The 22,987-nt window shown below is 72.4% G+C and carries 19 protein-coding genes; 13 read left to right on the forward strand and 6 right to left on the reverse strand.

The genetic code is table 11. The features are described from left to right. Positions 1 to 50 precede the first annotated feature (50 nt). From OG568_RS57420 to phzG, 10 genes are all read left to right on the forward strand, one after another. The gene (locus tag OG568_RS57420; RefSeq protein ID WP_329537920.1) at positions 51 to 968 is read left to right on the forward strand and encodes an aromatic prenyltransferase; all 918 of its coding nucleotides are present in this window, start codon (positions 51 to 53) and stop codon (positions 966 to 968) included. A 13-nt stretch (positions 969 to 981) separates the two neighbouring features. Next, on the forward strand, positions 982 to 2,265 hold the full coding sequence (locus OG568_RS57425) for a cytochrome P450 (protein WP_329537921.1): 1,284 nt from the start codon (positions 982 to 984) through the stop codon (positions 2,263 to 2,265). 38 nt (positions 2,266 to 2,303) lie between these two features. Next, positions 2,304 to 2,588, forward strand: a complete 285-nt coding sequence (locus OG568_RS57430; RefSeq protein ID WP_329537923.1) for a hypothetical protein — start codon at positions 2,304 to 2,306, stop codon at positions 2,586 to 2,588. A 30-nt stretch (positions 2,589 to 2,618) separates the two neighbouring features. Beyond that, entirely contained in the window at positions 2,619 to 3,308 is a 690-nt protein-coding gene (locus OG568_RS57435) for a sigma factor-like helix-turn-helix DNA-binding protein (protein WP_329537924.1), read from the forward strand. A 36-nt stretch (positions 3,309 to 3,344) separates the two neighbouring features. After that, entirely contained in the window at positions 3,345 to 4,496 is a 1,152-nt protein-coding gene (locus tag OG568_RS57440) for a ScyD/ScyE family protein (RefSeq protein WP_329537925.1), read from the forward strand. A gap of 7 nt (positions 4,497 to 4,503) precedes the next feature. Further along, positions 4,504 to 5,679 carry a 3-deoxy-7-phosphoheptulonate synthase gene (locus OG568_RS57445; protein WP_329537926.1) on the forward strand — a complete coding sequence of 392 codons (1,176 nt, stop codon included), beginning with the start codon at positions 4,504 to 4,506 and terminating at the stop codon, positions 5,677 to 5,679. Between the two features lie 59 nt (positions 5,680 to 5,738). Next, the gene (locus OG568_RS57450) at positions 5,739 to 6,362 is read left to right on the forward strand and encodes an isochorismatase family protein (RefSeq protein WP_329537927.1); all 624 of its coding nucleotides are present in this window, start codon (positions 5,739 to 5,741) and stop codon (positions 6,360 to 6,362) included. Then, the gene (locus OG568_RS57455; RefSeq protein ID WP_329537928.1) at positions 6,359 to 8,257 is read left to right on the forward strand and encodes an anthranilate synthase family protein; all 1,899 of its coding nucleotides are present in this window, start codon (positions 6,359 to 6,361) and stop codon (positions 8,255 to 8,257) included. The genes OG568_RS57450 and OG568_RS57455 overlap by 4 nt, the downstream gene beginning before the upstream one ends. A 184-nt stretch (positions 8,258 to 8,441) precedes the next feature. Further along, on the forward strand, positions 8,442 to 9,281 hold the full coding sequence (locus OG568_RS57460; RefSeq protein WP_329537929.1) for a PhzF family phenazine biosynthesis isomerase: 840 nt from the start codon (positions 8,442 to 8,444) through the stop codon (positions 9,279 to 9,281). Continuing rightward, positions 9,274 to 9,960 (forward strand): phenazine biosynthesis FMN-dependent oxidase PhzG, encoded by a 687-nt coding sequence (phzG, locus tag OG568_RS57465; protein WP_329537930.1) that lies wholly within the window; start codon positions 9,274 to 9,276, stop codon positions 9,958 to 9,960. Before OG568_RS57460 ends, phzG begins: the two co-directional genes overlap by 8 nt. A gap of 9 nt (positions 9,961 to 9,969) precedes the next feature. Here the strand turns inward: phzG and OG568_RS57470 are convergent, their stop codons facing one another. Next, complete coding sequence (locus OG568_RS57470) at positions 9,970 to 11,019, reverse strand: methyltransferase (protein ID WP_329537931.1); 1,050 nt, start codon at positions 11,017 to 11,019, stop codon at positions 9,970 to 9,972. Between the two features lie 238 nt (positions 11,020 to 11,257). On the opposite strand from OG568_RS57470, the gene OG568_RS57475 reads away from it, so the two are divergent. Beyond that, entirely contained in the window at positions 11,258 to 11,746 is a 489-nt protein-coding gene (locus tag OG568_RS57475) for a PhzA/PhzB family protein (protein ID WP_329537932.1), read from the forward strand. A 44-nt stretch (positions 11,747 to 11,790) separates the two neighbouring features. After that, positions 11,791 to 13,257: a multicopper oxidase domain-containing protein gene (locus OG568_RS57480; protein WP_329537933.1), complete on the forward strand. Its 1,467-nt coding sequence runs from the start codon at positions 11,791 to 11,793 to the stop codon at positions 13,255 to 13,257. Between the two features lie 14 nt (positions 13,258 to 13,271). On the opposite strand, the gene OG568_RS57485 is transcribed toward OG568_RS57480, so the two are convergent. Genes OG568_RS57485 through OG568_RS57505 form a run of 5 tightly spaced genes read right to left on the reverse strand, consistent with a single transcriptional unit; the run spans position 13,272 to position 18,832 of the window. Beyond that, on the reverse strand, positions 13,272 to 13,940 hold the full coding sequence (locus OG568_RS57485) for a TRM11 family SAM-dependent methyltransferase (protein ID WP_329537934.1): 669 nt from the start codon (positions 13,938 to 13,940) through the stop codon (positions 13,272 to 13,274). A gap of 38 nt (positions 13,941 to 13,978) precedes the next feature. After that, positions 13,979 to 15,274, reverse strand: a complete 1,296-nt coding sequence (locus OG568_RS57490) for an MFS transporter (RefSeq protein WP_329537936.1) — start codon at positions 15,272 to 15,274, stop codon at positions 13,979 to 13,981. Continuing rightward, on the reverse strand, positions 15,271 to 16,563 hold the full coding sequence (locus tag OG568_RS57495; RefSeq protein ID WP_329537937.1) for an ATP-grasp domain-containing protein: 1,293 nt from the start codon (positions 16,561 to 16,563) through the stop codon (positions 15,271 to 15,273). Before OG568_RS57495 ends, OG568_RS57490 begins: the two co-directional genes overlap by 4 nt. Beyond that, positions 16,560 to 17,876, reverse strand: a complete 1,317-nt coding sequence (locus OG568_RS57500) for an ATP-grasp domain-containing protein (protein ID WP_329537938.1) — start codon at positions 17,874 to 17,876, stop codon at positions 16,560 to 16,562. Before OG568_RS57500 ends, OG568_RS57495 begins: the two co-directional genes overlap by 4 nt. 5 nt (positions 17,877 to 17,881) lie before the next feature. Further along, entirely contained in the window at positions 17,882 to 18,832 is a 951-nt protein-coding gene (locus OG568_RS57505; protein WP_329537939.1) for a PLP-dependent cysteine synthase family protein, read from the reverse strand. A gap of 238 nt (positions 18,833 to 19,070) precedes the next feature. On the opposite strand from OG568_RS57505, the gene OG568_RS57510 reads away from it, so the two are divergent. After that, positions 19,071 to 22,979: an amino acid adenylation domain-containing protein gene (locus OG568_RS57510; RefSeq protein WP_329537940.1), complete on the forward strand. Its 3,909-nt coding sequence runs from the start codon at positions 19,071 to 19,073 to the stop codon at positions 22,977 to 22,979. Positions 22,980 to 22,987 lie beyond the last annotated feature (8 nt).

Genomic DNA, 22,987 nt, shown 5'->3' on the forward strand with positions numbered 1-22,987 from the left:
ACCACCAGCCCCTGTTCACACCGACGACGAGAACGACGCGTGGAGGAAGCATGTCGGGAACCGCGCACCTGGCCGATCTGTACGCGCGCGTCGAGGAGTCGGCGGGGCTGCTGGGCGTGGCGTGCTCGCGCGACACGGTCCTGCCCGTCCTGGCCGCGTACGAGGACGCGCTCCCGCACGCCGTCATCGCCTGCCGGGTCGCGACCAACGCGCGCCACGAAGGGGAGTTCGACTGCCGCTTCACCCTCCCCCATGACATCGACCCGTACGCCCGCGCCCGCTCGCACGGCCTCCTGGCGGCGACCGGCCATGCGGTGGACACCCTGCTCGCGGACATCCGGCAGCGCTGCTCCATCGACAGCTACGGCATCGACTTCGGGGTCGTCGGCGGCTTCCGGAAGATCTGGGTGTACTTCCCCGGCGACGACTACCAGAGCCTGAACAAGCTCGTCGGCATCCCGTCGATGCCCTCCAGCCTGGCGGCGAACGTCGGATTCTTCGCCGACCGGGGCCTCGACGACCGCGTGGACGTCATCGGGATCGACTACCGCAGCAGGACGGTCAACCTCTACGTCACCGGGATCCCGGACGAGTTCCGGGACCCGCAGGCCGTCCTGGCGATGCATCGCGACCTCGGGATCCCGCGGCCCAGCGAGCAGATGCTGCGGTTCTGCGCGAAGGCGTTCGGCATCTACACCACCCTGAACTGGGAGTCCGAGCGGATCGAGCGCATCGCCTTCGGCGTGAGGACCCAGGACCCGCTGTCCCTGCCCGCCCGGCTCGGCCCGAAGATCGAACAGTTCGTCCGCGACTTTCCCTACGGCGCCGACGATCCCAAGATGGTCTACGCGGCCATGACGTCGAGCGGCGAGGAGTACTACAAGCTCCAGTCCTACTTCCGGTTCCGCACGCGCAGCCGGCTGGACCTCATGCCGTCGGCCGACAGCGCCGCCACGTCCTGCGCGTAGCGGCGGCGGACCGATGAACGCGACAACCACATACCCGGAATTCCGGTTCGGCCGGATGCAGCGCCTCCTGCGCGGGCCCGCGGTCCGCGGCGTGAGCGTGGACGGCGCCGACGCCCTCTTCGTCACCGACCCCGCCCTGGTGCGGCGGATCCTGCTCAACGACAGCAAGGACTACGGCAAGGGCGAACTCTTCCAGAAGGCAAGGAATCTGAGCCGCGCCGGAATCCTCGCCGAGGACGAGTCGGTGCACCGCTACTACCGCCGCCTCGCCCACCCGTACCTGCGGTCGGCGACGGTCGACGACTACGCGCCCGTCATGCGGGAGATCGCCCACGGCACGGTGAGTTCGTGGCGCACGGGACAGACCGTGGACATCCAGGTCGAGATGTGCCGGACGGCCGGCGCGGTCGCCCTGCGCACGCTTCTGCATGGCTTGCCGCCGAAGCGGTCGGCCGCGCTCACCGAACGCCTCGCCCGCCTGTCGTGGGAAATGATCAGAAAGCCGCTGTACGGGAAGGCCGCCGCACGCGCGGAGCGCCGGCAGGCGGCCGGCCGGCTGCTGCGGGCACGCGAGGACTTCCGCGGGGAGCTCGCCGCGACCCTGGTCGAACAGATGGGATCCGCGCGGCCCGCGGCCGGCTACCTGTCGGCCCTCCTGCCGGACCTGCGGACGGACGCCGCCCCCGCCCTGACGCTGGACCAGGTCTGCGACGAGGCGGTCATGATGCTGGCCGCGGGCACGGTCACCACGGCGTCCGTGCTGTCCTGGGCCCTGTACGTGCTGTCCCAGGAACCCCTGATCGAGGAGAAGGTCCTCAAGGACATGGCGGGGGACGGCGGCGCGAGCGCCGTGCACGGCGGCGGCCACTGCCCGGCCGGCTACACCGTCCGGTTCCTCACCGAGGTGCTGCGGCTCTACCCGCCCGTGTGGATCACCTGCCGCAGGACCCTCACGGACGTCACCCTGGGCGAGAACGCGCTGCCCGCGGGCACGCACGTGCTGTTCAGTTCGTACCTGCTGCACCGCAACCCCGAGCGCTATCCGGACCCCTACCGGTTCGATCCGGACCGCTGGCTGTCGCTGCGCCCGGCCGCCGGCGACTCCTCCTTCATTCCCTTCGGGGTGGGAGCGAAGGGGTGCATCGGGGAGTCCTTCGCCTGGAAGGAACTCGACGTCGTCCTCGGCGCGGTGATCCAGGAGTGGCAGCTGAGCCTCGCGCCCGGCAGCCGGATCCGCAAGGCCCCGGAGACCACCCTGCACCCCCGCCGCCTGCTCATGGTCCCCCGGCCGCGCTGAACCGCCGTACCGCACCGACACAGAGAAGGAGTACTGCCATGCCGACCCCGACCGCGACGCCGCGCCCCGCCGACCTCGTCTCCCGCGCCCGGCGCGAGGCCCTTTCCATGGCGGGCGTGGGCCCGGACCCCGGCCGAGGGCGGGCCGGCGATCTGACGGCCGCCGCCCTGCGCACCCACCGCACGCTGTCGGCGGGGTTCGGACACACCGTCCCCTTCACCGCGCTCGTTCCCGGCGGCGACGGCGTGCGCGGCCTCGCCGTCTTCCTCGCGGTGTACGCCGCCGAGCAGCGGGCCGCACAGGATCTCGGCGTGGCGGCGTGAGGGCGGAGCCTCGCTCAAGGAGGAGTACGTGTGAGTCGGGCCGAGGAGTTCGAAGAACTGCGGCCGCTGCTGTCCGCGATCGCCCACCGGATGCTGGGTGACGTGCACGAGGCACGAGACGTGGTGCGCGAGGCCGGGCTGCGCTGGGAGAACTCCCCGGCGCAGCCCGCGACCGCCAGAGGGTTCCTCGTGGCCGCGGTCACCCGGATGTCGATCGACATTCTGACGGCGGCCGGTGAGCGGCGGCCGCCGCACGAACACGCACCACCACGGCAACGGGCGCAGGGCGAGGACCCGTTGCTGACAGCGGTCCTGATGCTCATCGAGGAACTGTCCCCGCTCGAGCGCGCGGTCTTCGTGCTGCGGGAGGTTCTCGGCTGCGGCTTCCCCCAGATCGCCTCGGCCCTGGGGTGCACGGAGGCGGCGTGCCGTCAACTGGCCGACGCCCTGTGCCCGGTGGGCGAGGACGGTGCCGCGGCCGCGCGGTGGCCCCGGCACATCGACGGCGCCGAGAACGTGGCCCGGGCGCTCGTCGCGATCGTCCCGCCGCTGAGCCGCATCGGCATCACCCTGGAACACCACCGCGTCGACGGCCGCCCCAGAGCCGTCTTCCGCGACCGCAACGGCCAGGACCTCCATGCCGTGGTGCTGCTCGACATCGCCGACGGACAGGTCCGCACGATCCGGCTGGGGAGCAACCCCACGATCGACTCCGCCTGAGGGGCGGCCACTTCATTGAACGGAACGAGGAGAGTCATGCCTGGTGCAAGCACATCCTGGGCGCGGGCCGCGGCGGTCGCCGCGATCGTCGGCGGCCTCACAGCGACCGCGGTCCCGGGCCAGGCCGAGCCCCGGGCCGCGGCGCGTGGGCACGCGCCGACGGCCGTGGTGGTGGTGAGCGGCCTGCACAACCCGCGCGACGTCCAGTTCCAGGCCGACGGCTCGCTCCTGGTCGCGGAGGCCGGCAGCGGCCCGGACACCCCCTGCACGACGCCGGGCACCCGGTGCTTCGGCTTCAGCGGCTCCGTGTACCGGGTCAAGGGCCGAACGCGGGCCCGCGTGGTGACCGGTCTGCCCTCCGAGATGGGCGTGCGCGGCGACGGCACCACCGCGGTCAACGGGGCGATCCAGGCCGAGGCCGCGGGCGGCGGCACCTACCGTGTGGTCTACGGCCTGAACGGCACCCCCGGGATCCGGGCCGCGCTCGGCGCGGGCGGCGAGGCGTTCGGCACCCTCAGCACGGCAGGCGGCAGGGTCCTCGGCGACCTGGCCGAGCACGAGGGCCGCTACGACCCCGACTCGGTCGACGGCAACAACGAGGTCTTCTCCAACCCGCACCACTTCGTCAGGGACGGCAAGGACTTCCTGGTCACCGACGCCGCCGCCAACGACCTGATCCGGGTCCACCCCGACGGCACCACGACGACCGAGTTCGTCTTCCCCAACAACACGCTGCCCACCGCCGCTTCGGACGTCCGGGCGGCGACCCCGGCAGGCCGGGTGCAGGCGGTGCCGACCGGGATCGTGCGCGGCCGGGACGGGGCGTTCTACCTCGCCGACATGGGCGGCATGATCCAAGGACTCAGCCGTATCTGGCGCTATGTGCCCGGCAGCACGCCGACCGTCCTCGCCACCGGCCTGACCGACGTCACCGACCTCGACCTGGACCCGCGCGGCAATCTGATCGCCCTGTCCTACGGCAGCAGGAGCGGATCCCCGCCGGCCGACTCGGGGCCCGGCTCCCTGACCCGCGTCGACCCCAGGACGGGCGCCCTCACCACGATCGACACCGGCGGCCTGCTCAAGGAGCCGGCCGGCCTCGCCGTCGGCCGAGGCGGCGACATCTACGTCACCAACCACACACTGAGCACCGACGGAGAGCTCTTGAAGTTCCCCGCCCGCCGGTAGCACCGCCATGGAAGACGTCATACGGCAGATTCGCCTGCGCGGCGCGTGCCAGCAGCCCGAGTGGAGCGACCGCCTGCAACTGGCCGGGGTGAGGGAGGAACTCGCCGCGCGCCCCGCTCTCGTACGCTCCCACGACGCGGCCACCCTGCGGTCCCTGCTCGGCCACGTGGCGCTCGGCGAAGCCCTGGTGGTCCAGTCCGGGGACTGCGCCGAGGACCCGGGGGAGTGCACCCGCGAACAGGTGACCCGCAAGGCCGCCCTGCTCGACCTGCTGGCCGGGACGCTCGGCCTGCTCACCGGCAAGCCCGTCGTACGCGCCGGACGCATCGCCGGACAGTTCGCCAAGCCCCGCTCCCGGCCCACCGAAGCCGTCGGCGGTGTCGAACTGCCCACCTTCCGGGGCCACATGATCAACAGCCCCGCACCGGACCGGGAGAGCAGGCGCCCCGACCCGCTGCGCATCCTCACCGGGTACATGGCCGCCAGCGACATCGTCGGACACCTGGGCTGGCGGGAGCGTGGCGCGGGCCCCGATGTCGGCCAGGCCCCGGTGTGGACCAGCCATGAGGCCCTGCTCCTGGACTACGAGATCCCCATGCTGCGCACCGACGAGGGCGGCCGGCTGTTCCTCGGCTCGACCCACTGGCCCTGGATCGGCGAACGCACCCGCCAGGTCGACGGCGCCCACGTGACGCTGCTGGCCCAGGTGAGCAACCCGGTCGCGTGCAAAGTGGGCCCCACCATGGAGCCCGGTGAACTGCTCGCCCTGTGCGAGCGGCTCGACCCGTGGCGCGACCCGGGGCGTCTCACCCTCATCGCCCGCATGGGCGCCGACGCCGTCACCGACCGGCTGCCGCGCCTGGTCGACGCCGTCCGCGGCGCCGGCCATCCCGTCGTGTGGCTCACCGACCCCATGCACGGCAACACCGTCACCGCACCCGGCGGCCACAAGACACGGCTCGTGTCGACCGTCTCGCTCGAGGTCTCCCGCTTCGTGGCGGCCGTCCGCGCCGCCGGGGGCGCCGCCGGGGGACTGCACCTGGAGACCGCGCCCGACGACGTCACGGAGTGCGCCGGCACCGCGGCCGCACTCGACGCGGTCGGCGAGCGCTACACCTCGCACTGCGATCCCCGTCTCAACCCCGGGCAGGCCGTGTCGGTGGTCTCGTCCTGGCCCGCCTGAGCCAAGGGCCTCAAGCCAAGGGCCTCAAGCCGAGGACCTCACGCCAAGGAACTGGAGCCATGACCGGCATACCCCCCATCGTCCCGTACCCGCTGCCCTGCGAAGGCGACCTGCCCGCGCCCCGGGTGACCTGGACCGCCGAACCCGGCCGGTCCGTCCTCCTCCTGCACGACATGCAGCGGTACTTCCTCGAGCCGCTGCCCGACAGCCTGCGCCAGGACCTGGTCCGCGGCGCGGCGCAGCTGCGCGAGCGCTGCGCCGCGCTCGGCGTCCCGGTCGCCTACACCGCCCAGCCGGGCGGCATGAGCGACGAACAGCGCGGCCTGCTCAAGGACTTCTGGGGTCCGGGCATGCGGCCCGCGCCCGAGGACCGCGAGGTCGTCGAGGCCCTCGCACCGGCCGACGGCGACTGGCTGCTCACCAAGTGGCGCTACAGCGCGTTCTTCAGGACCGACCTGCTTCAGCGGATGCGGGCCGAGGGCCGCGACCAGCTCGTGCTGTGCGGCGTCTACGCCCACATCGGCGTGCTGGCCACCGCCGTCGACGCCTTCGCCCACGACATCCAGCCGTTCTTCGTCGCGGACGCCACGGCCGACTTCTCGCAGGACGACCACCGCTCGGCGCTGACCCGGGCCGCCGAACTCTGCGCCCTCGTCACCACCGCCAAGGCGGTGTTCGCATGACGGCCGGCGACCTCCTGGACGCGGCGCTGAGCGGCCGCCCGGAGGCGTTCGCCCTGCTGCACCGGCCCGGCGCCACCGGACCCGACGTCATCGAGGTCCTCACCGGTACGGTGTCCCTGCCCGCGACGCTGGCCGACATCCCGCTGTCCCCGGCCGCGCCCCCCGGCGCGGGCGCGCACCACGAGGTCCTCGCCGTCGTCCCCTACCGGCAGCTCACCGAGCGCGGTTTCACCTGCGCCGACGACGGGACACCGCTGGTCGCGATGACCGTCACCGGGCAGCAACAGCTCCCGCTCGCCGAGGCGTTGACGCGCATTCCGCTCGCCCCGACCACGCTGGAGGGCGGCGCCTTCGACGTCGACGACGCGGCGTACGAGGACGTGGTGCGCCGCATCGTCAAGGAGATGATCGGCATGGGGGAGGGCGCCAACTTCGTCATCAAGCGCACCTTCGTCGCCGACATCACGGACTACGGCCCGCACAGCGCCCCGGCGCTCTTCCGCCGCCTGGTGGAAGGGGAGTCGGGCGCCCACTGGACGTTCCTGATCCACACAGGCACCCGCACCCTGGTCGGCGCCTCACCCGAACGGCACGTCAGCATCGAGGGCGGCACGGCCGTCATGAACCCCATCAGCGGGACGTACCGCTACCCCGCCGGCGGCCCCGAGCTCGAGGGCGTACTGGACTTCCTCGCCGACCAGAAGGAGACCGACGAGCTGTACATGGTCCTCGACGAGGAACTCAAGATGATGACGCGGATCTGCGACACCGGCGCACGCGTCGTGGGCCCCTACCTGAAGGAAATGGCCAAGGTCGCGCACACCGAGTACTTCATCGAGGGCCGCACCGACCGCGACGTGCGGGACATCCTGCGCGCGACGATGTTCGCGCCCACCGTCACGGGAAGCCCTCTGGAGAGCGCCTGCCGGACCATCCACCGGTACGAGCCGGGCGGCCGCGGCTACTACAGCGGGGCCGCCGCGCTCATGGGCAGGGACGCGGACGGCGGCCGCGTCATGGACTCCGCGATCCTCATCCGCATGGCGGACATCTCCGCCCGGGGCCGCGTCGGCATCGGCGTGGGGGCCACGATCGTGCGGCACTCCGACCCCGCCTGCGAAGCCGCGGAGACCCGCGCCAAGGCGGCGGGACTCGTCGCCGCCCTGGGCGGCGACGGACCGCGGCGCTTCGCGGCACACCCGAGCGTGCGCCGGGCCCTCGCGCGGCGCAACGACGCCCTGGCCGGCTTCTGGCTGGACGACGCCGCGGCCGGCGTCCCGGACCTGCCCCAACTGGCCGGGCGCAGCGCCCTGGTGGTGGACGCGGAGGACACCTTCACACACATGCTGGACCGGCAACTGCGCTCCCTCGGACTGCGGGTGACGGTCCGCCGGTTCGACGAACCGTACGCCTTCGACGATCACGACCTGGTCGTCATGGGCCCCGGGCCGGGCGATCCCCGGCTGACCGCCCACCCCAAGATGCGGCATCTGCACACGGCGGTGGACACGCTGCTGCGCGAACACCGCCCGTTCCTCGCCGTGTGCCTGAGCCATCAGGTCCTCGGGCTACGGCTCGGTCTGCCGCTGCGCCGCAGGGCCGTGCCCCACCAGGGGGTGCACCGGTGGATCGACCTGTTCGGCGCCGCCGAACAGGTCGGCTTCTACAACACCTTCGCGCTGCACGGCGCGCACGACGAGTTCGTCGCCCACGGCGTGGGCCCGGTCCGGGTGAGCCGCGACCCGGCCACCGGCGAGGTGCACGCCCTGCGCGGCCCCGGCTTCGCGTCCCTGCAGTTCCATCCGGAGTCCGTGCTCACTCGAGACGGCCCCCGCATCCTGGCCACGGGTCTGGCCGGCCTGCTCGCCCCGGCAGGGACACCGGCCGCGGTCTGAGCCCCATGAGCCGCCGGGCCCGCGCCCATCCCGAGCGCCGGCCCGGCCGCTGCCGCCGACGGCACCCGACCGGTGTCCGCAACGGTGCGCACCGACCCTGCCGCCGTACCGGACACCCGACCGGCGTCCGGCACGGCGGGCAGGGGCCACCCCCTCCTACGAGCCATGACGAGCGAGAGAGCCGATGCATACCTACGTCGTCGTCGACGCGTTCGCGCGAGAACCCCTGACCGGCAACCCGGTCGCCGTGTTCCTCGACAGCGACGACCTCAGCGCTGACCAGATGCAGCGCATCGCACGGGAGATGAACCTCTCCGAGAGCACCTTCGTGCTCACGCCCCGCACCGCCGGCGACGACGCGCACGTGCGGATCTTCACCCCGGTCAACGAACTCCCCTTCGCGGGACACCCGTTGCTCGGTACCGCCATCGCCCTGGGCACCCGCACCGACGCCGGCCGGCTGCGCATCGGGACCGCCATGGGCACCGTCCCCTTCGAGTTGGAACGGGTGGACGGAAAGGTCGTCGCGGCCCGGATGCGCCAGCCGGTGCCCGTGTGGGAACCCTTCGACCGGACCGGCGAACTGCTGGCGGCGCTGGGCGTCGACACCGTGAGCGTGCCGGTGGAGATCTACCGCAACGGCCCGCGGCACGTCCTCGTCGGCCTCGACAGCGTCGAGACCCTCTCGAGGCTGGAACCCGACCACCGGGCGCTGTCCCGGTTCCCCGACATGGCAGCCAACTGCTTCGCGGGGGCGGGCACTTCCTGGCGCAACCGCATGTTCTCGCCCGCGTACGGAGTCGTGGAGGACGCCGCCACCGGCTCCGCCGCCGGGCCCATCGCCATCCACCTCGCCCGGCACGGCCTCGGCACGTACGGGCAGCGCATCGAGATCACCCAGGGCGTCGAGATCGGCCGGCCCTCACCCATGGGCGCGCTCGTCCAGGGCGAGGGCGACCGGGTCGACTCCGTCGAGGTCTCGGGCAGTGGTGTCATCTCCGTCGAAGGGCTGCTTCATGTCTGACCCGTCCCTGTCGAACACGGCCGCGGGCACCCACGGCCGTGGCCGCTCCGAGTCGCTCACCGGCACCGTCGAGGTGGACTTCCCCGAGTTCCTCGCGCCGCCCGCCGAACCCCTCGGCCTGCTGGCCTCCTGGCTTCGGGAGTGCGACGCCCTGGGCGTGCGCGAGCCGCGCGCCCTGGCCCTGGCCACCGCCGACACCCGCGGCCGCTCCTCCTCGCGCATCGTGTCCGTCACCTCGGTGACGGACACCGGGCTCGTCTTCCTCACCCATGCCGACAGCCGCAAGGGCCGCGAACTGGCCGAGAACCCTTGGGCGTCCGGCGTCCTGTACTGGCGCGAGACCAGCCGGCAGATCACCCTGGCGGGCCCCGTGCGGCGGATGTCCGACGCCGAGGCGCAGGCCCGGTGGCTGGCGCGGCCGGTGTTCACCCACGCCATGAGCACCGCCTCCCGGCAGAGCCGGCCGCTGGACGGCCTCGACCATGTCGCCCAGCTGCGCGCCGAGGCCCGTGAACTGGCCGAGCCGGCGCGGCCGCTGCCGCGTCCCGAGCGTTTCGCTGCCTATGAACTCCTGCCCGACACCGTGGAGTTCTGGGCCAACGGCACCGAGCGGCTGCACGAGCGGCTGCGCTACGACCGCACGTCTCACGGCTGGCGCAGCACCAGGCTCCAGCCGTGAGGCGGGCTGTCAGGGGGCCACGACCGCCTCGACGACCGACGCGTGCGAGGAGGTGTCCAGCACGCGGGTGACCGCGAACCCGGCCGCCGCGAGCAGCGTCTCGTACTCGGCACGGGTGCGGCCCCGGCCGTTGAGGACCGTCATCATCAGCACGTCGCCGGTCTTGCCCGCGTGCGGCTCGTTGCCCGCCGGGATCAGGGCGTTGACGACCAGGAGCCGGCCGTGCGCGGGCATGGCCCGGCGGCACGTGCGCAGGATGCGCACGCAGTCCTCGTCCGGCCAGCTGGCCAGGACGTGCTTGAGGAGGTAGAGGTCGGCGCCGGCCGGGAGGGAGACGAAGAAGTCCCCGGCCTCGGCCTTCCAGCGCCCGGTCAGCTCCGGGACGTCGAGGACGTGGTCGGCCACCACCGACTCCAGGTCGACCAGCGTGCCCGTCATGTGCGGGTTGCCGCGCAGCACCGCCCGCAGCAGACCGCCGCGCCCGCCGCCCACGTCGACGGCGGTCGTGAAGCCGCCGAAGTCGAAGGCCTCGACGACACCGTTGCTGAGCGCCTCGGAGAACGCGGCCATGCTGGAGTTGAACGCCCGGCTCAGGTCCGGGTCGGCGGCGATGTGGTCGTAGAAGGGGACGCCGTACACGTTCTCGAAGGCGGTGGTGCCGGTGCGCACCCCCTCGTGGAGCTGGGCCGCGGACTGCCAGAAGACCGGCTCGCCGCGCACTAAGACATAGTCGCGCAGCGAGTGCTCGCTGTCCGTGCGCAGCGGCTCGGCGAGCGGGGTGAGGTGGAAGCGGCCCCCGTCGTCCTCACGGAAGACGCCCTTGGTCGCCAGGAACCGCAAGAGCCGGTACAGATGCGGGCCGTTGAGCCCCGCGGCCTCGGCGAGCTCGTCGGCCGTGCGCGGGCCGGCCGCCAGCTGGTCGGCGAGGGCGAAGCGCGCGGCGCTGTGCAGGGCCGCCGAGTACAGGTATCCCAGGGAGAGTTCGAGCAGCTCGTCCGTCACCTGCGCGGTGCTGGAGGGCTGCGAGACCTCGGTGGCCTCGGGGCGAACGCCAACCATCGGCAAGGTCTCCTTTCTCGGCCCCGCGAGGCGCGTGGGCGCGTGGAGCGAGCACAACGGCCCGGCAACGTACCTCCCAGGCTCCCCACGTCCCCTGGCATCCGGCTCGAGTCCCGCTCGGGCCCGTGGCGCGGGGCCCGAGCGGGCGTCGAGCAGGCTCCGAGCGGCAGCGACGAGGATGAGGACCGACCGCCGCGCTCGCGCGCCTTCGCGCTCCATCACGCCGCAGGGGGACCCCATGGCCGAGGCAGCACCGCAGGGCTTCACCGACGCCGCCGCACTGCGCCGCAGGAACCGCGCCACCGTCGAGAAGTACCTGGCGGACACGACGGGTCCGGCCCGTCTGCACCGGCACGAGCTCTTCGTCGAGCACGGCAGCGGCGGCCTGTGGACCAACGACACCGGGGCGCCCCTCGTCATCAAGGGCCGTGACCGTCTGGCCGAGCACGGCGTCTGGTCGCTGGAGTGCTTCCCGGACTGGGAGTGGTACAACATCCAGATCTTCGAGACGCAGGACCCGAACTTCTTCTGGGTCGAGTGCGACGGCCACGGAAAGATCCGCTTCGAGGGCTATCCCGAGGGCTACTACGAGAACCACTTCCTGCACTCCTTCGCGCTCGACGACGGAAAGATCGTGCAGAACCGCGAGTTCATGAACCCCTTCGAGCAACTGCGCGCGCTCGGCATCCCCGTACCGGAGATCAAGCGCGAGGGCATACCCACCTGAACCGACCGGGGGGAACGGCCCATGCCTCCCCCAAGGAGGACACCTTGGCCACCAGACGCAGTGTGCTCGGCGCAGGAATCGCCGTCGCCTCCACGTCCGTCACCGGGGCCGCGCTGCTGCCCCTGATCGCCGCCCGTGGCGCCGAGGCCGCGGACACCCCGGCGCCGACGACCAGCACCGCGGCCCCGGCCGTCGAGCTGTTCAAGGTGCCCATGCCCCTGATACCGGTGGCCCGGCCGGTCTCCACCGCCGGAGGCGTGGACACGTACGAGAGCACCACCCGCAAGATCACCAAGGAGATCCTGCCCGGCATCCGGACCGAACTGCTCACCTACGACGGCCTGTTCCCCGGCGCGACGATCAGGGCGCGCAGGAACCGCCCCGTCGTCCTCGTCCAGCACAACGGTCTGGACGTGCCGATCTCCCGCCATCTGCACGGCGCCTCGGTGGCGCAGGACAGCGACGGCGGCCCGATGGACACCATCGCCCCCGGCGACAGACGTGTGTACCACTACCCCAACAAGCAGCCGCACGCCTCGCTCTGGTACCACGACCACGCCCACCACGTGGAGTCGGAGAACGTCTACCGAGGCCTGCACGGCAGTTACCTCCTCGGTGACACCACCGAGGACGCCCTGCCGCTGCCCCGGGGCCGGTACGACGTGCTGATCGCGCTGCGCGACGTGGACTTCGACGCGAGCGGCGAGCTCCTGTACGCGATGGGCGACCGCAACCGCAACACCCTTCTGGTCAACGGCGCGCCCTACCCGTACTTCGAGGTCGCCGCCCGCAAGTACCGGCTGCGCTTCGCCAACACCTCCAACATGCGCTTCTTCGAACTGCGTCTCGCGGACGGCGGCGACCTGATCCAGATCGGCTCGGACGGCGGACTGCTGCCGAGCCCGAACACCACCAAGTCCGTCTACCTGTCCTCGGGCGAACGCGCGGACGTCGTCATCGACTTCTCGCGCTACCCGGTCGGCACCCGGCTCGTCCTGCACAACACCGCGGGCCGCGGCCCCGTCGAGCAGGTCGGCCAGGTGATGCGCTTCGACGTGACACGCACCGCCGAGGACCCGAGCTCCGTGCCGTCCGTGCTGCGCACCCTGGCGCCGCTGCCCGCACCCACGAACAGTCGCACCGTGGTGCTGCGCATGGACGAGGACGGCCGCCCGGACGCGCAGGCGTACATGGACGACAAGGTCTACGATCCCGAGCGCGTCGACGCGGTGATCCGGCACGGCGCCAGCGAGGTGTGGACGGTCACCAACGCCAACACGAAGGCCGCGCACAACTTCCATATGCACCTGGTGCAGTTCCGGGTGCTCGAGCGGGGCGGGGCCGCGGCCGGGCCCGCCGAGTCGGGCCTGAAGGACACGGTGGTGCTCCAGCCCGGGGAGACGGTCAGGCTCCAGGCGACCTTCGACACCTATGCCGGGGAGTTCGTGTACCACTGCCACATGCTCGACCACTCGGCGATGGGCATGATGGCGACGATGAAGATCGGCTGACGTTCGGACGGCGGCTACTTCGTGGCCATCAGCAGGTATTCGTGCGCGCGGTTGGACGCCATGGGGTCGTCGCCGCCCACCGGTCGGTCGTAGAGATGGATGCGTTCGTCGCCGAGGGTCAGATGGCGGGCGAGGACCCGCCCGGCGTCCCAGGCCAGGGGGACGAACGCCCCGTCGATCCGGCGGTTCTGTACGGCGATCACCGCGTGCGCGCCGGCCCGCATCACCTGCGCGATCCGCGTGAACGCCTCGTCCAGCGCGCTGAGATAGACGTCGTACTCGCGCAGGGCGTACAGCTGGCCGGGGTCGGCCGAGTCCGTGTCCAGGCCGGTGCCGAAGTACGGCAGGTCGCACAGGACCAGGTCCACCGAGTCCGGCTCGAGCGGCAGCTTGCGGGCGTCACCGCACAGCATCTCCTGACCCGGATACGCCGCCAGGCGCCGGCGCGCCTGCTGCGCTCGCTCCGGGTTCACCTCGAACCCGATGCCGCGCCGGCCCTCCACCGAGCAGGCCACCAGCGTGGTGCCCCAGCCGGCGAACGGGTCCAGGACCAGTTCACCCGGCTCGCTCAACTCCCGTACCAGCGGCCGCAACTGACTGACCAGACCGGCCTGCCCGGCCGCGGCGGGCAGGGCGTGCTCAGGCTCCTCCGCCGGCACCGTCCACCAGCTCTTGACACCCACGGCCAACCTCCGTCATCCATCGCTCGGTTGCTGGTCCGTCACCGGACCAGTCCTTCGTCGCGCTCCTCGCGAAGCGGCTCGCCGGACGGCTTCGCGGTCTCCGGCTCCTTGGGGACCAGCGGGTGTACCGCTGCCTCGGGCAGCCGGCGCTCCAGGGCGAGGGCGCCGACGGCCGAGACCGTCACTCCGGCGGCCAGCAGCAGCCACATGCCGGTCGCCGACACCGACAGCAGGGCGGTCAGCACCGCGGGCGCCAGCGCGATGGGCACCGCCCAGGACAGCTGGTACACCGCCATGTGCCGGCCGCGGGTCTCCTCGGGGGCCGCGCCCGCCACCAGGGCCGACGCCGTGGCCCCGTGCAGCAGCTCACCGACGGTGAACAGGGCGGTCGCGCCGAACACCCCGACGAGCAGCACGGTGTGGTCCGACAGGGTGCTCAGTGCGGCGTACACCAGGAAGGACAGGGCGAAGATCCCGGCGCCCGCGGACACCGCGCGGGTGCGCCGGAAGCGGACGAGGGCCCGGGTCACCGGGATCTGCAGCAGGGCGATCCCGGCGGTGTTCACCGCGTACAGGACGCCGACCAGCGAGTCCGCCGCGTCCAGCTCCTGGGTGAGGTACACCGGCAGGCTCACCGACAGGACCATGTAGCCGAAGGCCGTCGGGATGTTGAGCAGGCTCAGCGCCAGGAACGGACGGTTGCGGACCACCAGCCGGTAGCCGCCCGCGCGGGTGGTCCGCGGGCCCGCCGGTGCGCCGTCGCGGGCGGTCGGGATGGAGCGCATGCACGCGGCGGCCGCGAGATAGCCGGCGGCCGCGCCGAGGACGATCACGTGGTACGCCGTGTCGCTGTCCAGGGCCAGGACCGCGCCCGCCAGCAGGCCGCCCGCCCCGAGCCCGGCGTTGCGCAGGCTGCGTTGGGCGGCCAGCAGCTCGTCCCGTTCGCGCCCCCGCACGATCTCCGCGACGAACGACTGGATGGACGGCGGGTACGCCATGTCGCCGAACGCGACCACGAGGACCGCCGCGAACATGACGCCGCCGTCGTCGACCAGCGGGTACACGCAGAACCCGGCGGCGCGCAGCAGATATCCGCCCACGACCACGGTGCGGGCGCCGAACCGGTCGATGAGCACGCCCGCGACGGGATTGCTGACCAGGCTGATCACCGCGGCCGTCGTCATGATGGCGCCGACCCGGGTCAGGGACAGGCCGGTGACGTGATGGAAGTACAGCAGGGACAGGGGCAGATACATGCCGCTGCCGATGGCGTCGACCACCATGCCCAGCATGTACTTCGCTTTGACCGAGTTCTTGATCGAGCGCCTCTTCACGCGTTCGCCTCCCGGCCGTCGCTGTCGTGCGGGGGCACGATCTCGGTGTCCGCCGTGATACGGGCGCCGAGCTCGCGCAGTCTGCGTTCGCACTCCTCGCGCGTGGGCGCCGAACCCACCGCGGCCGTCAGGAAGTCCGCGGATCCGGCGGCCGGCGCGATGACCTGGCCCTCCTCGGCGAACAGCCAGAAGCCGCGCACCCAGTCGTCGTCGGGCGCCTTCGGCAGACGGCGCACGAGGCCGGGGCGCTTCATCGTGAGGACCTGGCCGGACATCTGGCGCGGCCGGGGCGGCGAGCCGTCGGGCGCGGGCGCGGCCCCCCGCGCCGGCAGGCCCGCCTCCACCTGCGTCACGTACGCGCCGAGGTGGACGCCGAACAGGGTGAGGAAGACCTCGCGGATCTTCGCGCCGCCCGACCTGCAGGCGACCTCGCACAGGACGAGCCGGTCGTCGGGGGTGTGGAAGATCTCCATGTGGAAGGCGTGGTCCCGCAGCCGCGAGCCGTGGCCGGACAGCGCCCCCAGCACCTGCCGGGCCAGCGCGAGCAGCCGGGGCGTGAGCGGGTCGTCCACGTCGAGGGTGAGGTCCACCCGCGGCCCCGGGTCGGAGCCGAAGGACGCCAGGTCGTACTGGTACTGGGACGGCCAGGCCGCCGCGACCTCGCCGTCGGCCACATAGCCGTCGACGTGGCACATGCGGCCCGGCACGAACTTCTCCAGCAGTACGTCGTCGCGTCTGCCGGCCGGGTACGTCCGTACGAGGGCGTGGTTGAAGTCCGCCCGGTCCCGGCAGATGCGCAGCCCGATCGAGTTGTAGCCGCTGCGTTCCTTGAGGACGAGCGGGAATCCGTGCGCGGCGGCGAACCGCCGTGCCTCGCCGGCGGTGCGTGCCAGCGTGTGCACGGCGACCTCGATCCCCGCCGCCTGCGCCAGGGCCTTCATCAACACCTTGTCGCGGTAGGGCTCCACGTCCGCCGTCCACGCGCCGGCAAGCCCGAGGTGTTCGCGCAGCGCCGCGGCGCGCAGCACATCGGCCTCGTGCAGGGCGACGACGTGCGTTGTGGCGAACTTCTGCGCCAGCTCCAGGGCGCGTGCGTCGACCGCCGGGTCGTCGAAGTCGTCGAACAGCTCGAAGCGGGTGAACCCCAGGTCCGAGTCGGGCAGTTGCTCGCAGGCCGGCTCGATCTTCTCGCGCGCGGCCAGCACCACGACGTCCCCGTCGTGCCCCGCCAGCCAGTCGAGATAGGGGAACGGCCGCAACGGATTGCGGTGCAGGATCAGGACGCTCATACGGGGACCTCGGCGTTCTCGGGGCTCTCGGTGCCGGCGGCGGTGGCCACGCGGGCCAGTGCCGGAGTGCCGTCCGGCAGGGTCAGCCGGACGTGGACCACGTCCCGCACGAGCCGCGCCCCGCGGGCCACGGCGGCCGCGGTGTCGGCCCCGGTCACGGCCACCAGACCGAGCCGGTCCCAGTTGTCGCGCACGGGCCGCACCGCGGCGCCCGGCTTCGCGCTGATGCGTACGTCGATGACGTCGGCCAGCTCCTTCGCCTCGGCGACACCCTCCACCGCCCGCACCGTGCCCGCGTCGCCGACCAGCGTGCGGACGCTCGCGCCCGCGTGCGCGCGGGGCCGCTCGGGCAGTTCGCCGGCCAGGCGGAACGGCCAGGCGAGCGCGAGGGTCATCAGGTCGATGCCGTAGGCCGCCTCGACGAGTTCGGGGATGGCGTCGCCGGCCACCCGGTTGTGGCTCTCGATGACGCGCGGGCCGTGCGGGCCGAGGCGGATCTCGGTGTGGCAGACGCCGTCCCGCATCCCCATCACGTCGAGGAAGCGGCTCACCGCGGTGCGCACGGACTCCTCGGCCGCCTCGTCGAGGCGGGCGGGCACCGCGTGACCGAGCTCGGCGAAGTGCGCGGGGTCCGTGAACTTCTCGGTGATCGCCACGACGACGTGGCGGCCCGCGAAGCTGAACGACTCGATGCTGAACTCCGGCCCGTCCACGTACTCCTCCATGAGGAAGTCCCGCAGGACGAACAGGGTGGAGACCCGGTCGGTCCTGGTGCCGACCAGGGCCTGGACCGCGTGCCACACCCGCTCGATGTCCTCGGCGCCGGCCACGCGCTGCACGCCGATGCTCGCCGTCGCGTCGGTCGGCTTGACGATGAACGGGTAGCCGACGCGGGCGCCGAACGCGGCCAGGTCGGCGCGCTCGCGCAGCGGCGCCGCTCGCACGGCGCCGGCCGGATCGTGTGCGGCGAGGTGACGGCGCATCACCTCCTTGTCGCGAAAGCGCAGCGTGACCGCGTGGGAGGTGCCGCCGAGACCGAACAGGTCGTTGACCCGCGCCGCGTTCTCCAGGCCCGGCTCGGTCAGCGAGAGCGCCAGGTCGAAGCCGGGGCCGGTCCGAAGCCGCTGGACGAGCGGCTTGAGAAGGTCCCACCGGGTGTAGTCGACGACCTCGACCGCTTCGGCGAGGCGCCGCTGCTCGTCGCTGACCTTGGTGGGGTGCTGCAGCAGCAGGACGCGCAGGCCCAGGGCCACGGCCTTGACGACGGTCTCGTCGGTGGCGCCGACGAGCAGCACCGTGTGTGTGGGGTTCATCGGCTTCAGCTCCCTTGACCGGCCTGCGGCCACCAGGTCAGATAGCGCTCTCCGCTGTCGGGGAAGACCGTCGCGACACTCGCGCCGGACAGGTCGTGGCGGCGGGCGAGTTCGACACAGCCGTACGCGGCCGCGCCCGCGGACACACCGACCAGCAGGCCGGTCGTGGCGGCGATGGCGCGGGTCGTGGCGGCGGCGTCCTCGTCGTCGACGACGATCACCTCGTCGATGAGGGCCACGTCGGTGACGGGACTGGTGAAGCCGCCGTTCAGGCCCGGTATGCGGTGCGGTCCCGGCGCGCCGCCGGACAGCAGCGGCGAACCGGCCGGCTCGACCGCGACGACCCTCAGGTCAGGGTTGTGCTCACGCAGCGCCCGGGCGCAGCCGGTGAGGGTGCCGCCCGTGCCGACGCCGCACACCAGGTAGTCGACCGAACCGCCGGCGGCCCGCCAGATCTCCGGGCCCGTGGTCTCGTAGTGGGCGTGGACGTTGGCCGGGTTCTCGTGCTGGCGGGCGTACCACGAGCCGGGGATCTCGGCGTGCAGCTTCTCGGCGCGCTCGATGCAGCCGGTGAAGCCGGTGTCGGGGTCGGTGAACTCGACGTCGGCGCCCAGCATGCGCAGCGTCAGCACCCGCTCGTTCGAGGCGTTGGCGGGCAGCACGATGACGCAGCGGTAGCCGCGCGCGGCCGCCAGCGAGGCGAGCGCGATCCCGGTGTTGCCCGAGGTGGACTCGATCACCGTGGTCCCCGGCGACAGCAGTCCGGCCTCCTCGGCCGCGCGCACCATGTACAGGGCCGCCCGGTCCTTGACGCTGGACAGCGGGTTGGCGTATTCCAGCTTGGCCAGGACCTGGGCATCGGCAGGGATCCCCGCGAGCCGCAGTCGCAGCATCGGGGTGTTGCCGACCAGGTCCTCGAAGGACTCGGCTACGACGCCGTCAGGGGCGTAGGGCATGGCGATGGCTTCTTCCGCTCTGGTTCCCGCCTCGGCGGCACACCGGTCTCGCTGGCAAGGTAGGAGGACAACTCCCTTGCGTGCAAGGTGAGTTGACCGTGACACCAGCACTCTTCGAGTGAGTCTCGAGGCTCCGGGGGTGCTCCACCGCGCCTTGAACGGCACCCGAGCCGTTCCGGACAACCTCTGGTTCCAGCCACCTGGGCGTAGCTACCGGGATTTGAGCCAGGGAGGTTTCATGGCTGCGGCCATAGACCGGGAAACCGATGGAAAATGCCTGACCGACCTGCTGGCGGAGCAGGTCCGGGCCCGCCCGCACGCGACCGCGGTCGTCTGCGGGAACCGGACACTGACGTACCGAGAACTCGGCCACGCCGCCCGCGAGACCGCCGCCTGCCTGCGGCGCCGGGGCGTGCGGCGAGAGGACCGGGTGGGTGTCTTTCTCGACGCCTCGGTGGAGCTGATGGCCGGCGTGTGGGGGATCCTCCACTCGGGCGGCGCCTACCTTCCGCTCTCCCCGGACTACCCGGACGAGCGGCTGCGCCACATGATCGAGGACTCGGGGATCCGCGTCGTGTTCACCCGGCTCGAACTGGCCGGGCGTCTGGCGGCACTCGCGCCGCCTCACGTCACCGTGGTCACACCGCAGGACGTCGAACAGGACGCGCGGCACCCTGACGCGGCGGCGGCATCGGTGGCGGCGGTGGCCGGGGGGCCGGCCGCGGGCCCGCGCCCCGACTCCCTCGCCTACGTCATCTACACCTCAGGAAGTTCGGGCACGCCGAAGGGTGTGATGATCGAACACCGTGCCGCCGCCCATCAGATGGAGTGGCTCCGTGACCACCAGGGCCTCGGCGGCGACAAGGTCGTGCTGCACAAGACACCGGTCAGCTTCGACGCCGCCCAGTGGGAGATCCTCGCCCCCGCGTGCGGGGCCAGGGTGGTGATCGGGGAGCCCGGCATCCACCGCGACACGGCCCGGCTCATCGATACCGTCGTCGCGCACCGGGTCACCACCCTGCAGTGCGTACCCACCCTCCTCAAGGCGCTCCTCGACAGCGACGACATGGCCGGGTGCACGTCCCTGACCCAGATCTTCAGCGGGGGAGAGGCACTGTCGCGCGCCTTGGCCCGGCAGTGTCTGCAGACCTTGCCGCACTGCACCCTGACCAACCTGTACGGACCCACGGAATGCACCATCAACGCCTCGGCGTTCACCGTCACCGCCCGGTCCCTGGCGGCAGCCCCACAGCCGGCCGGTGCGGGCGAGGGCCCGCAGTCCGTGCCCATCGGCACACCGGTGACGGGCCTGCGCGCCCACGTCCTGGACGGCGAGATGCGCCCCCTGGAGCCCGGCCGCACCGGCGAACTGTGGCTCAGCGGCATCCAGCTGGCCCGCGGATATCTGGGCCGGCCCGACCTGACCGGCGAGCGGTTCGTGACGAGCCCCTTCGGCGACGCGGCACCCCACGACCGGCTGTACCGCACCGGCGACCTCGCCTCCTGGAACACGGACGGCACCCTCCAGTTCGCCGGCCGCGTCGACAACCAGGTCAAGCTGCGCGGCTTCCGTATCGAACTGGAGGAGGTGCGCCTGGCCATCGAGGCCCACGACTGGGTGAAGAACGCGGCGGTCCTGGTCCGCGACGACCCGCGCACCGGATCCCAGAATCTGGTCGCCTGCCTCGAACTCAGCCCGCGCGAGGCCGCGCTGATGGACCAGGGGCGCACCGCCTCGCACCACCTGTCCAAGGCCTCCCGCCTCCAGGTCAGGGCCCAGCTGTCCCACGCGGGCGTGCGCGAGGAGGCGGCCCTGCGCGGCCGCCCGGCCGTGGACCTGCCCGGCGCGGGGGAGTCGGCGCCCCAGCGGGCCCGCGCCTTCGCGCGCAAGACGTACCGCTCCTACGACGGCGCGAGCCCCGCGCCGCAGGACATCCTGAACGCGCTCGCCCGGCGCGCCCGGGCCGCCGAAGCGCGCGAGCCGAAGGAACTCACTCTGGACGAACTCGGCGTCCTACTACGGGAGTTCGGTCCCTACCGCAGCGACGAGCGGCTGCTGCCGAAGTACGCCTACGCCTCCCCGGGCTCGCTGTACGCGACCCAGCTCCTCCTGGAGACCACCGGCGACATCGCCTCACTGGCGCCGGGCGTGTACTACCACCACCCGCATCAGCACCGGCTGATCCGGGTCGCCGACGCCCGCGAGCGCGTCGCACCCCCCGGCCTGCGCCTGCACTTCCTGGGCCGCGACCAGGCGGTGGAGCCGGTCTACAAGAACAACATCCGCGAGGTCCTCGAGATCGAGGCCGGGCACATGCTCGGCCTGTTCGACGAGATCCTGCCCGCCCACGGCCTGAGCCTGCGCGCCGCCCCCTTCGACCCGGACGACCGGCGTCTGCTCGACTGTCCGCCCGAGGACCACTACCTCGGCTCCTACGTGCTCGCCCCGTACGCCCCGCCCGACCACTTCGCCGACGTGGACGTCTACGTGCAGATCCACCCCGGCAGCGACATGGGCCTGCGCAGCGGGCTGTACCACTGTGCCGAGGGACGGCTGCGGTACCTCACGGACGAGATCGTGCTCAAACGGCACGTCATCGCCATCAACCAACAGACCTACCAGCAGGCGAGTTTCGGGATCACGGCCGTCAGCCGCACCGGCGAGGGCTGGCGCCAGTACATCGACCTCGGCCGGTTCCTGCACCATCTGCAGGCGAACACCGGCCGCCTGGGGCTGATGTCGGCGGGCTACAGCTCCCGCACCGGACACGACCTGCCGGCCGCCCGGCGGATCGACGCGCTCCTGGCGCGCCACGGGCTGCCCACCGGACCCTCCTACTTCAGCGTGGGCGGCAGGGTCAGCGAGGAGCAGATCGCCCACGAGGGGATGAACGAGGACACCGTCCACATGAAGGGGCCCGCCGAGCTGATCAAGGACGATCTGCTGCGCCTCCTGCCCGAGTTCATGGTGCCCCACCGGATGCTGGTCATGGACCGCCTGCCCCACACCGCCAACGGCAAGCTCGACACCCGCGCCCTGACGGCCCACGCCGATGCCGCCGTCGCCGCGGACGACCGGCCGCTGGTACCTCCCCGGACCCGGACCCAAAAGCGCTTGTGGGAGCTGTGGAAATCGGCGCTGAGGCGCGAGGTCCTCTCCGTCCAGGACGACTTCTTCGCCTGTGGGGGCAACTCGCTGATCGCCGTGACCCTGGTCAACCGGATCAACCGCGAGTTCGGCGTCACCGTGCCGGTCCAGGTCTTCTTCGAGGCGGCGACGGTGGAGAAGCTCGCGCTGTACGTCGAAGGGGCGGACGGCAGACGCTCCTCCCCGCGCCTGGTGCCGCTGAGCGCCGAGGGCGACGGGCCGCCCGTCTTCTGCTGGCCCGGGCTCGGGGGCTCGCCGATGAACCTGCGCCTGGTGGCCGAGCGCTGTGCGTCGGCCGGCGGCTCACCGCGGCCCGTGCACGGCGTGCAGGCCCACGGCCTCAACGCGGGCGAATCCCCCTTCACCTCCCTGTCGGAGATGGCCGCCGCCGATGTCGCGGCCATCCGCCGGCTGCGCCCCGACGGCCCCTACACGCTGTGGGGTTACTCCTTCGGGGCGCGCGTCGCCTATGAAGCGGCCTGGCAGCTGGAGCAGGCCGGGCAGCGGGTGGAGCACCTGCTGCTGCTCGCGCCCGGCTCGCCGCGGCTGCCGGGGCCGCCGTCGTGGACGGCCGCGCGCGCGGACTTCACCGACGACACGTTCCGCACGATCCTGCTGTCCGTCTTCGCGGGGACCACCTCGGGCGCCCTGACCGCCGCGTGCCTGCGCGAGACACGGGACCAGGAGAGCTTCGCCCGCTTCGTCACCCGGTCGCTGCCCGCGCTGGACGCGGCGACGGTGCGGCGCGTCATCGCGGTGGCGTGCACGACGTACGGCTGGCAGCCCGGGCCGCACCGGCCGGCCGCACCCGTCACCGTGGTGACGGCGCGCGGCGACGAGGTGTCGTTCCTCGAACGCGGACCGGCCCCGGTCGACCCGACGGCCCAGGCCCCGGCCTTCGTCCGCCTGGACACGGACCACTACGGCATGCTCCGCGATCCGGGGGTGGACGAACTCGCGAAGGTCGTGGCCCGGCACACGCCGGCGCGGGTGCGCTGACGCACCGT

This window comes from Streptomyces sp. NBC_01450 (assembly GCF_036227505.1).
In the GTDB taxonomy this organism is placed as follows: domain Bacteria; phylum Actinomycetota; class Actinomycetes; order Streptomycetales; family Streptomycetaceae; genus Streptomyces.

What these genes read in the sequence shown, in the direction of transcription:
- OG568_RS57440 (WP_329537925.1), top strand. Translation starts at nt 3,345, where the DNA reads ATGCCTGGTGCAAGCACATCCTGGGCGCGGGCCGCGGCGGTCGCCGCG.
- OG568_RS57495 (WP_329537937.1), bottom strand. Translation starts at nt 16,563, where the DNA reads ATGAGCGTCCTGATCCTGCACCGCAATCCGTTGCGGCCGTTCCCCTAT.
- OG568_RS57460 (WP_329537929.1), top strand. Translation starts at nt 8,442, where the DNA reads ATGCATACCTACGTCGTCGTCGACGCGTTCGCGCGAGAACCCCTGACC.
- OG568_RS57470 (WP_329537931.1), bottom strand. Translation starts at nt 11,019, where the DNA reads ATGGTTGGCGTTCGCCCCGAGGCCACCGAGGTCTCGCAGCCCTCCAGC.
- OG568_RS57510 (WP_329537940.1), top strand. Translation starts at nt 19,071, where the DNA reads ATGGCTGCGGCCATAGACCGGGAAACCGATGGAAAATGCCTGACCGAC.
- OG568_RS57420 (WP_329537920.1), top strand. Translation starts at nt 51, where the DNA reads ATGTCGGGAACCGCGCACCTGGCCGATCTGTACGCGCGCGTCGAGGAG.
- OG568_RS57425 (WP_329537921.1), top strand. Translation starts at nt 982, where the DNA reads ATGAACGCGACAACCACATACCCGGAATTCCGGTTCGGCCGGATGCAG.
- phzG (WP_329537930.1), top strand. Translation starts at nt 9,274, where the DNA reads ATGTCTGACCCGTCCCTGTCGAACACGGCCGCGGGCACCCACGGCCGT.
- OG568_RS57500 (WP_329537938.1), bottom strand. Translation starts at nt 17,876, where the DNA reads ATGAACCCCACACACACGGTGCTGCTCGTCGGCGCCACCGACGAGACC.
- OG568_RS57475 (WP_329537932.1), top strand. Translation starts at nt 11,258, where the DNA reads ATGGCCGAGGCAGCACCGCAGGGCTTCACCGACGCCGCCGCACTGCGC.
- OG568_RS57450 (WP_329537927.1), top strand. Translation starts at nt 5,739, where the DNA reads ATGACCGGCATACCCCCCATCGTCCCGTACCCGCTGCCCTGCGAAGGC.
- OG568_RS57455 (WP_329537928.1), top strand. Translation starts at nt 6,359, where the DNA reads ATGACGGCCGGCGACCTCCTGGACGCGGCGCTGAGCGGCCGCCCGGAG.
- OG568_RS57430 (WP_329537923.1), top strand. Translation starts at nt 2,304, where the DNA reads ATGCCGACCCCGACCGCGACGCCGCGCCCCGCCGACCTCGTCTCCCGC.
- OG568_RS57445 (WP_329537926.1), top strand. Translation starts at nt 4,504, where the DNA reads ATGGAAGACGTCATACGGCAGATTCGCCTGCGCGGCGCGTGCCAGCAG.
- OG568_RS57505 (WP_329537939.1), bottom strand. Translation starts at nt 18,832, where the DNA reads ATGCCCTACGCCCCTGACGGCGTCGTAGCCGAGTCCTTCGAGGACCTG.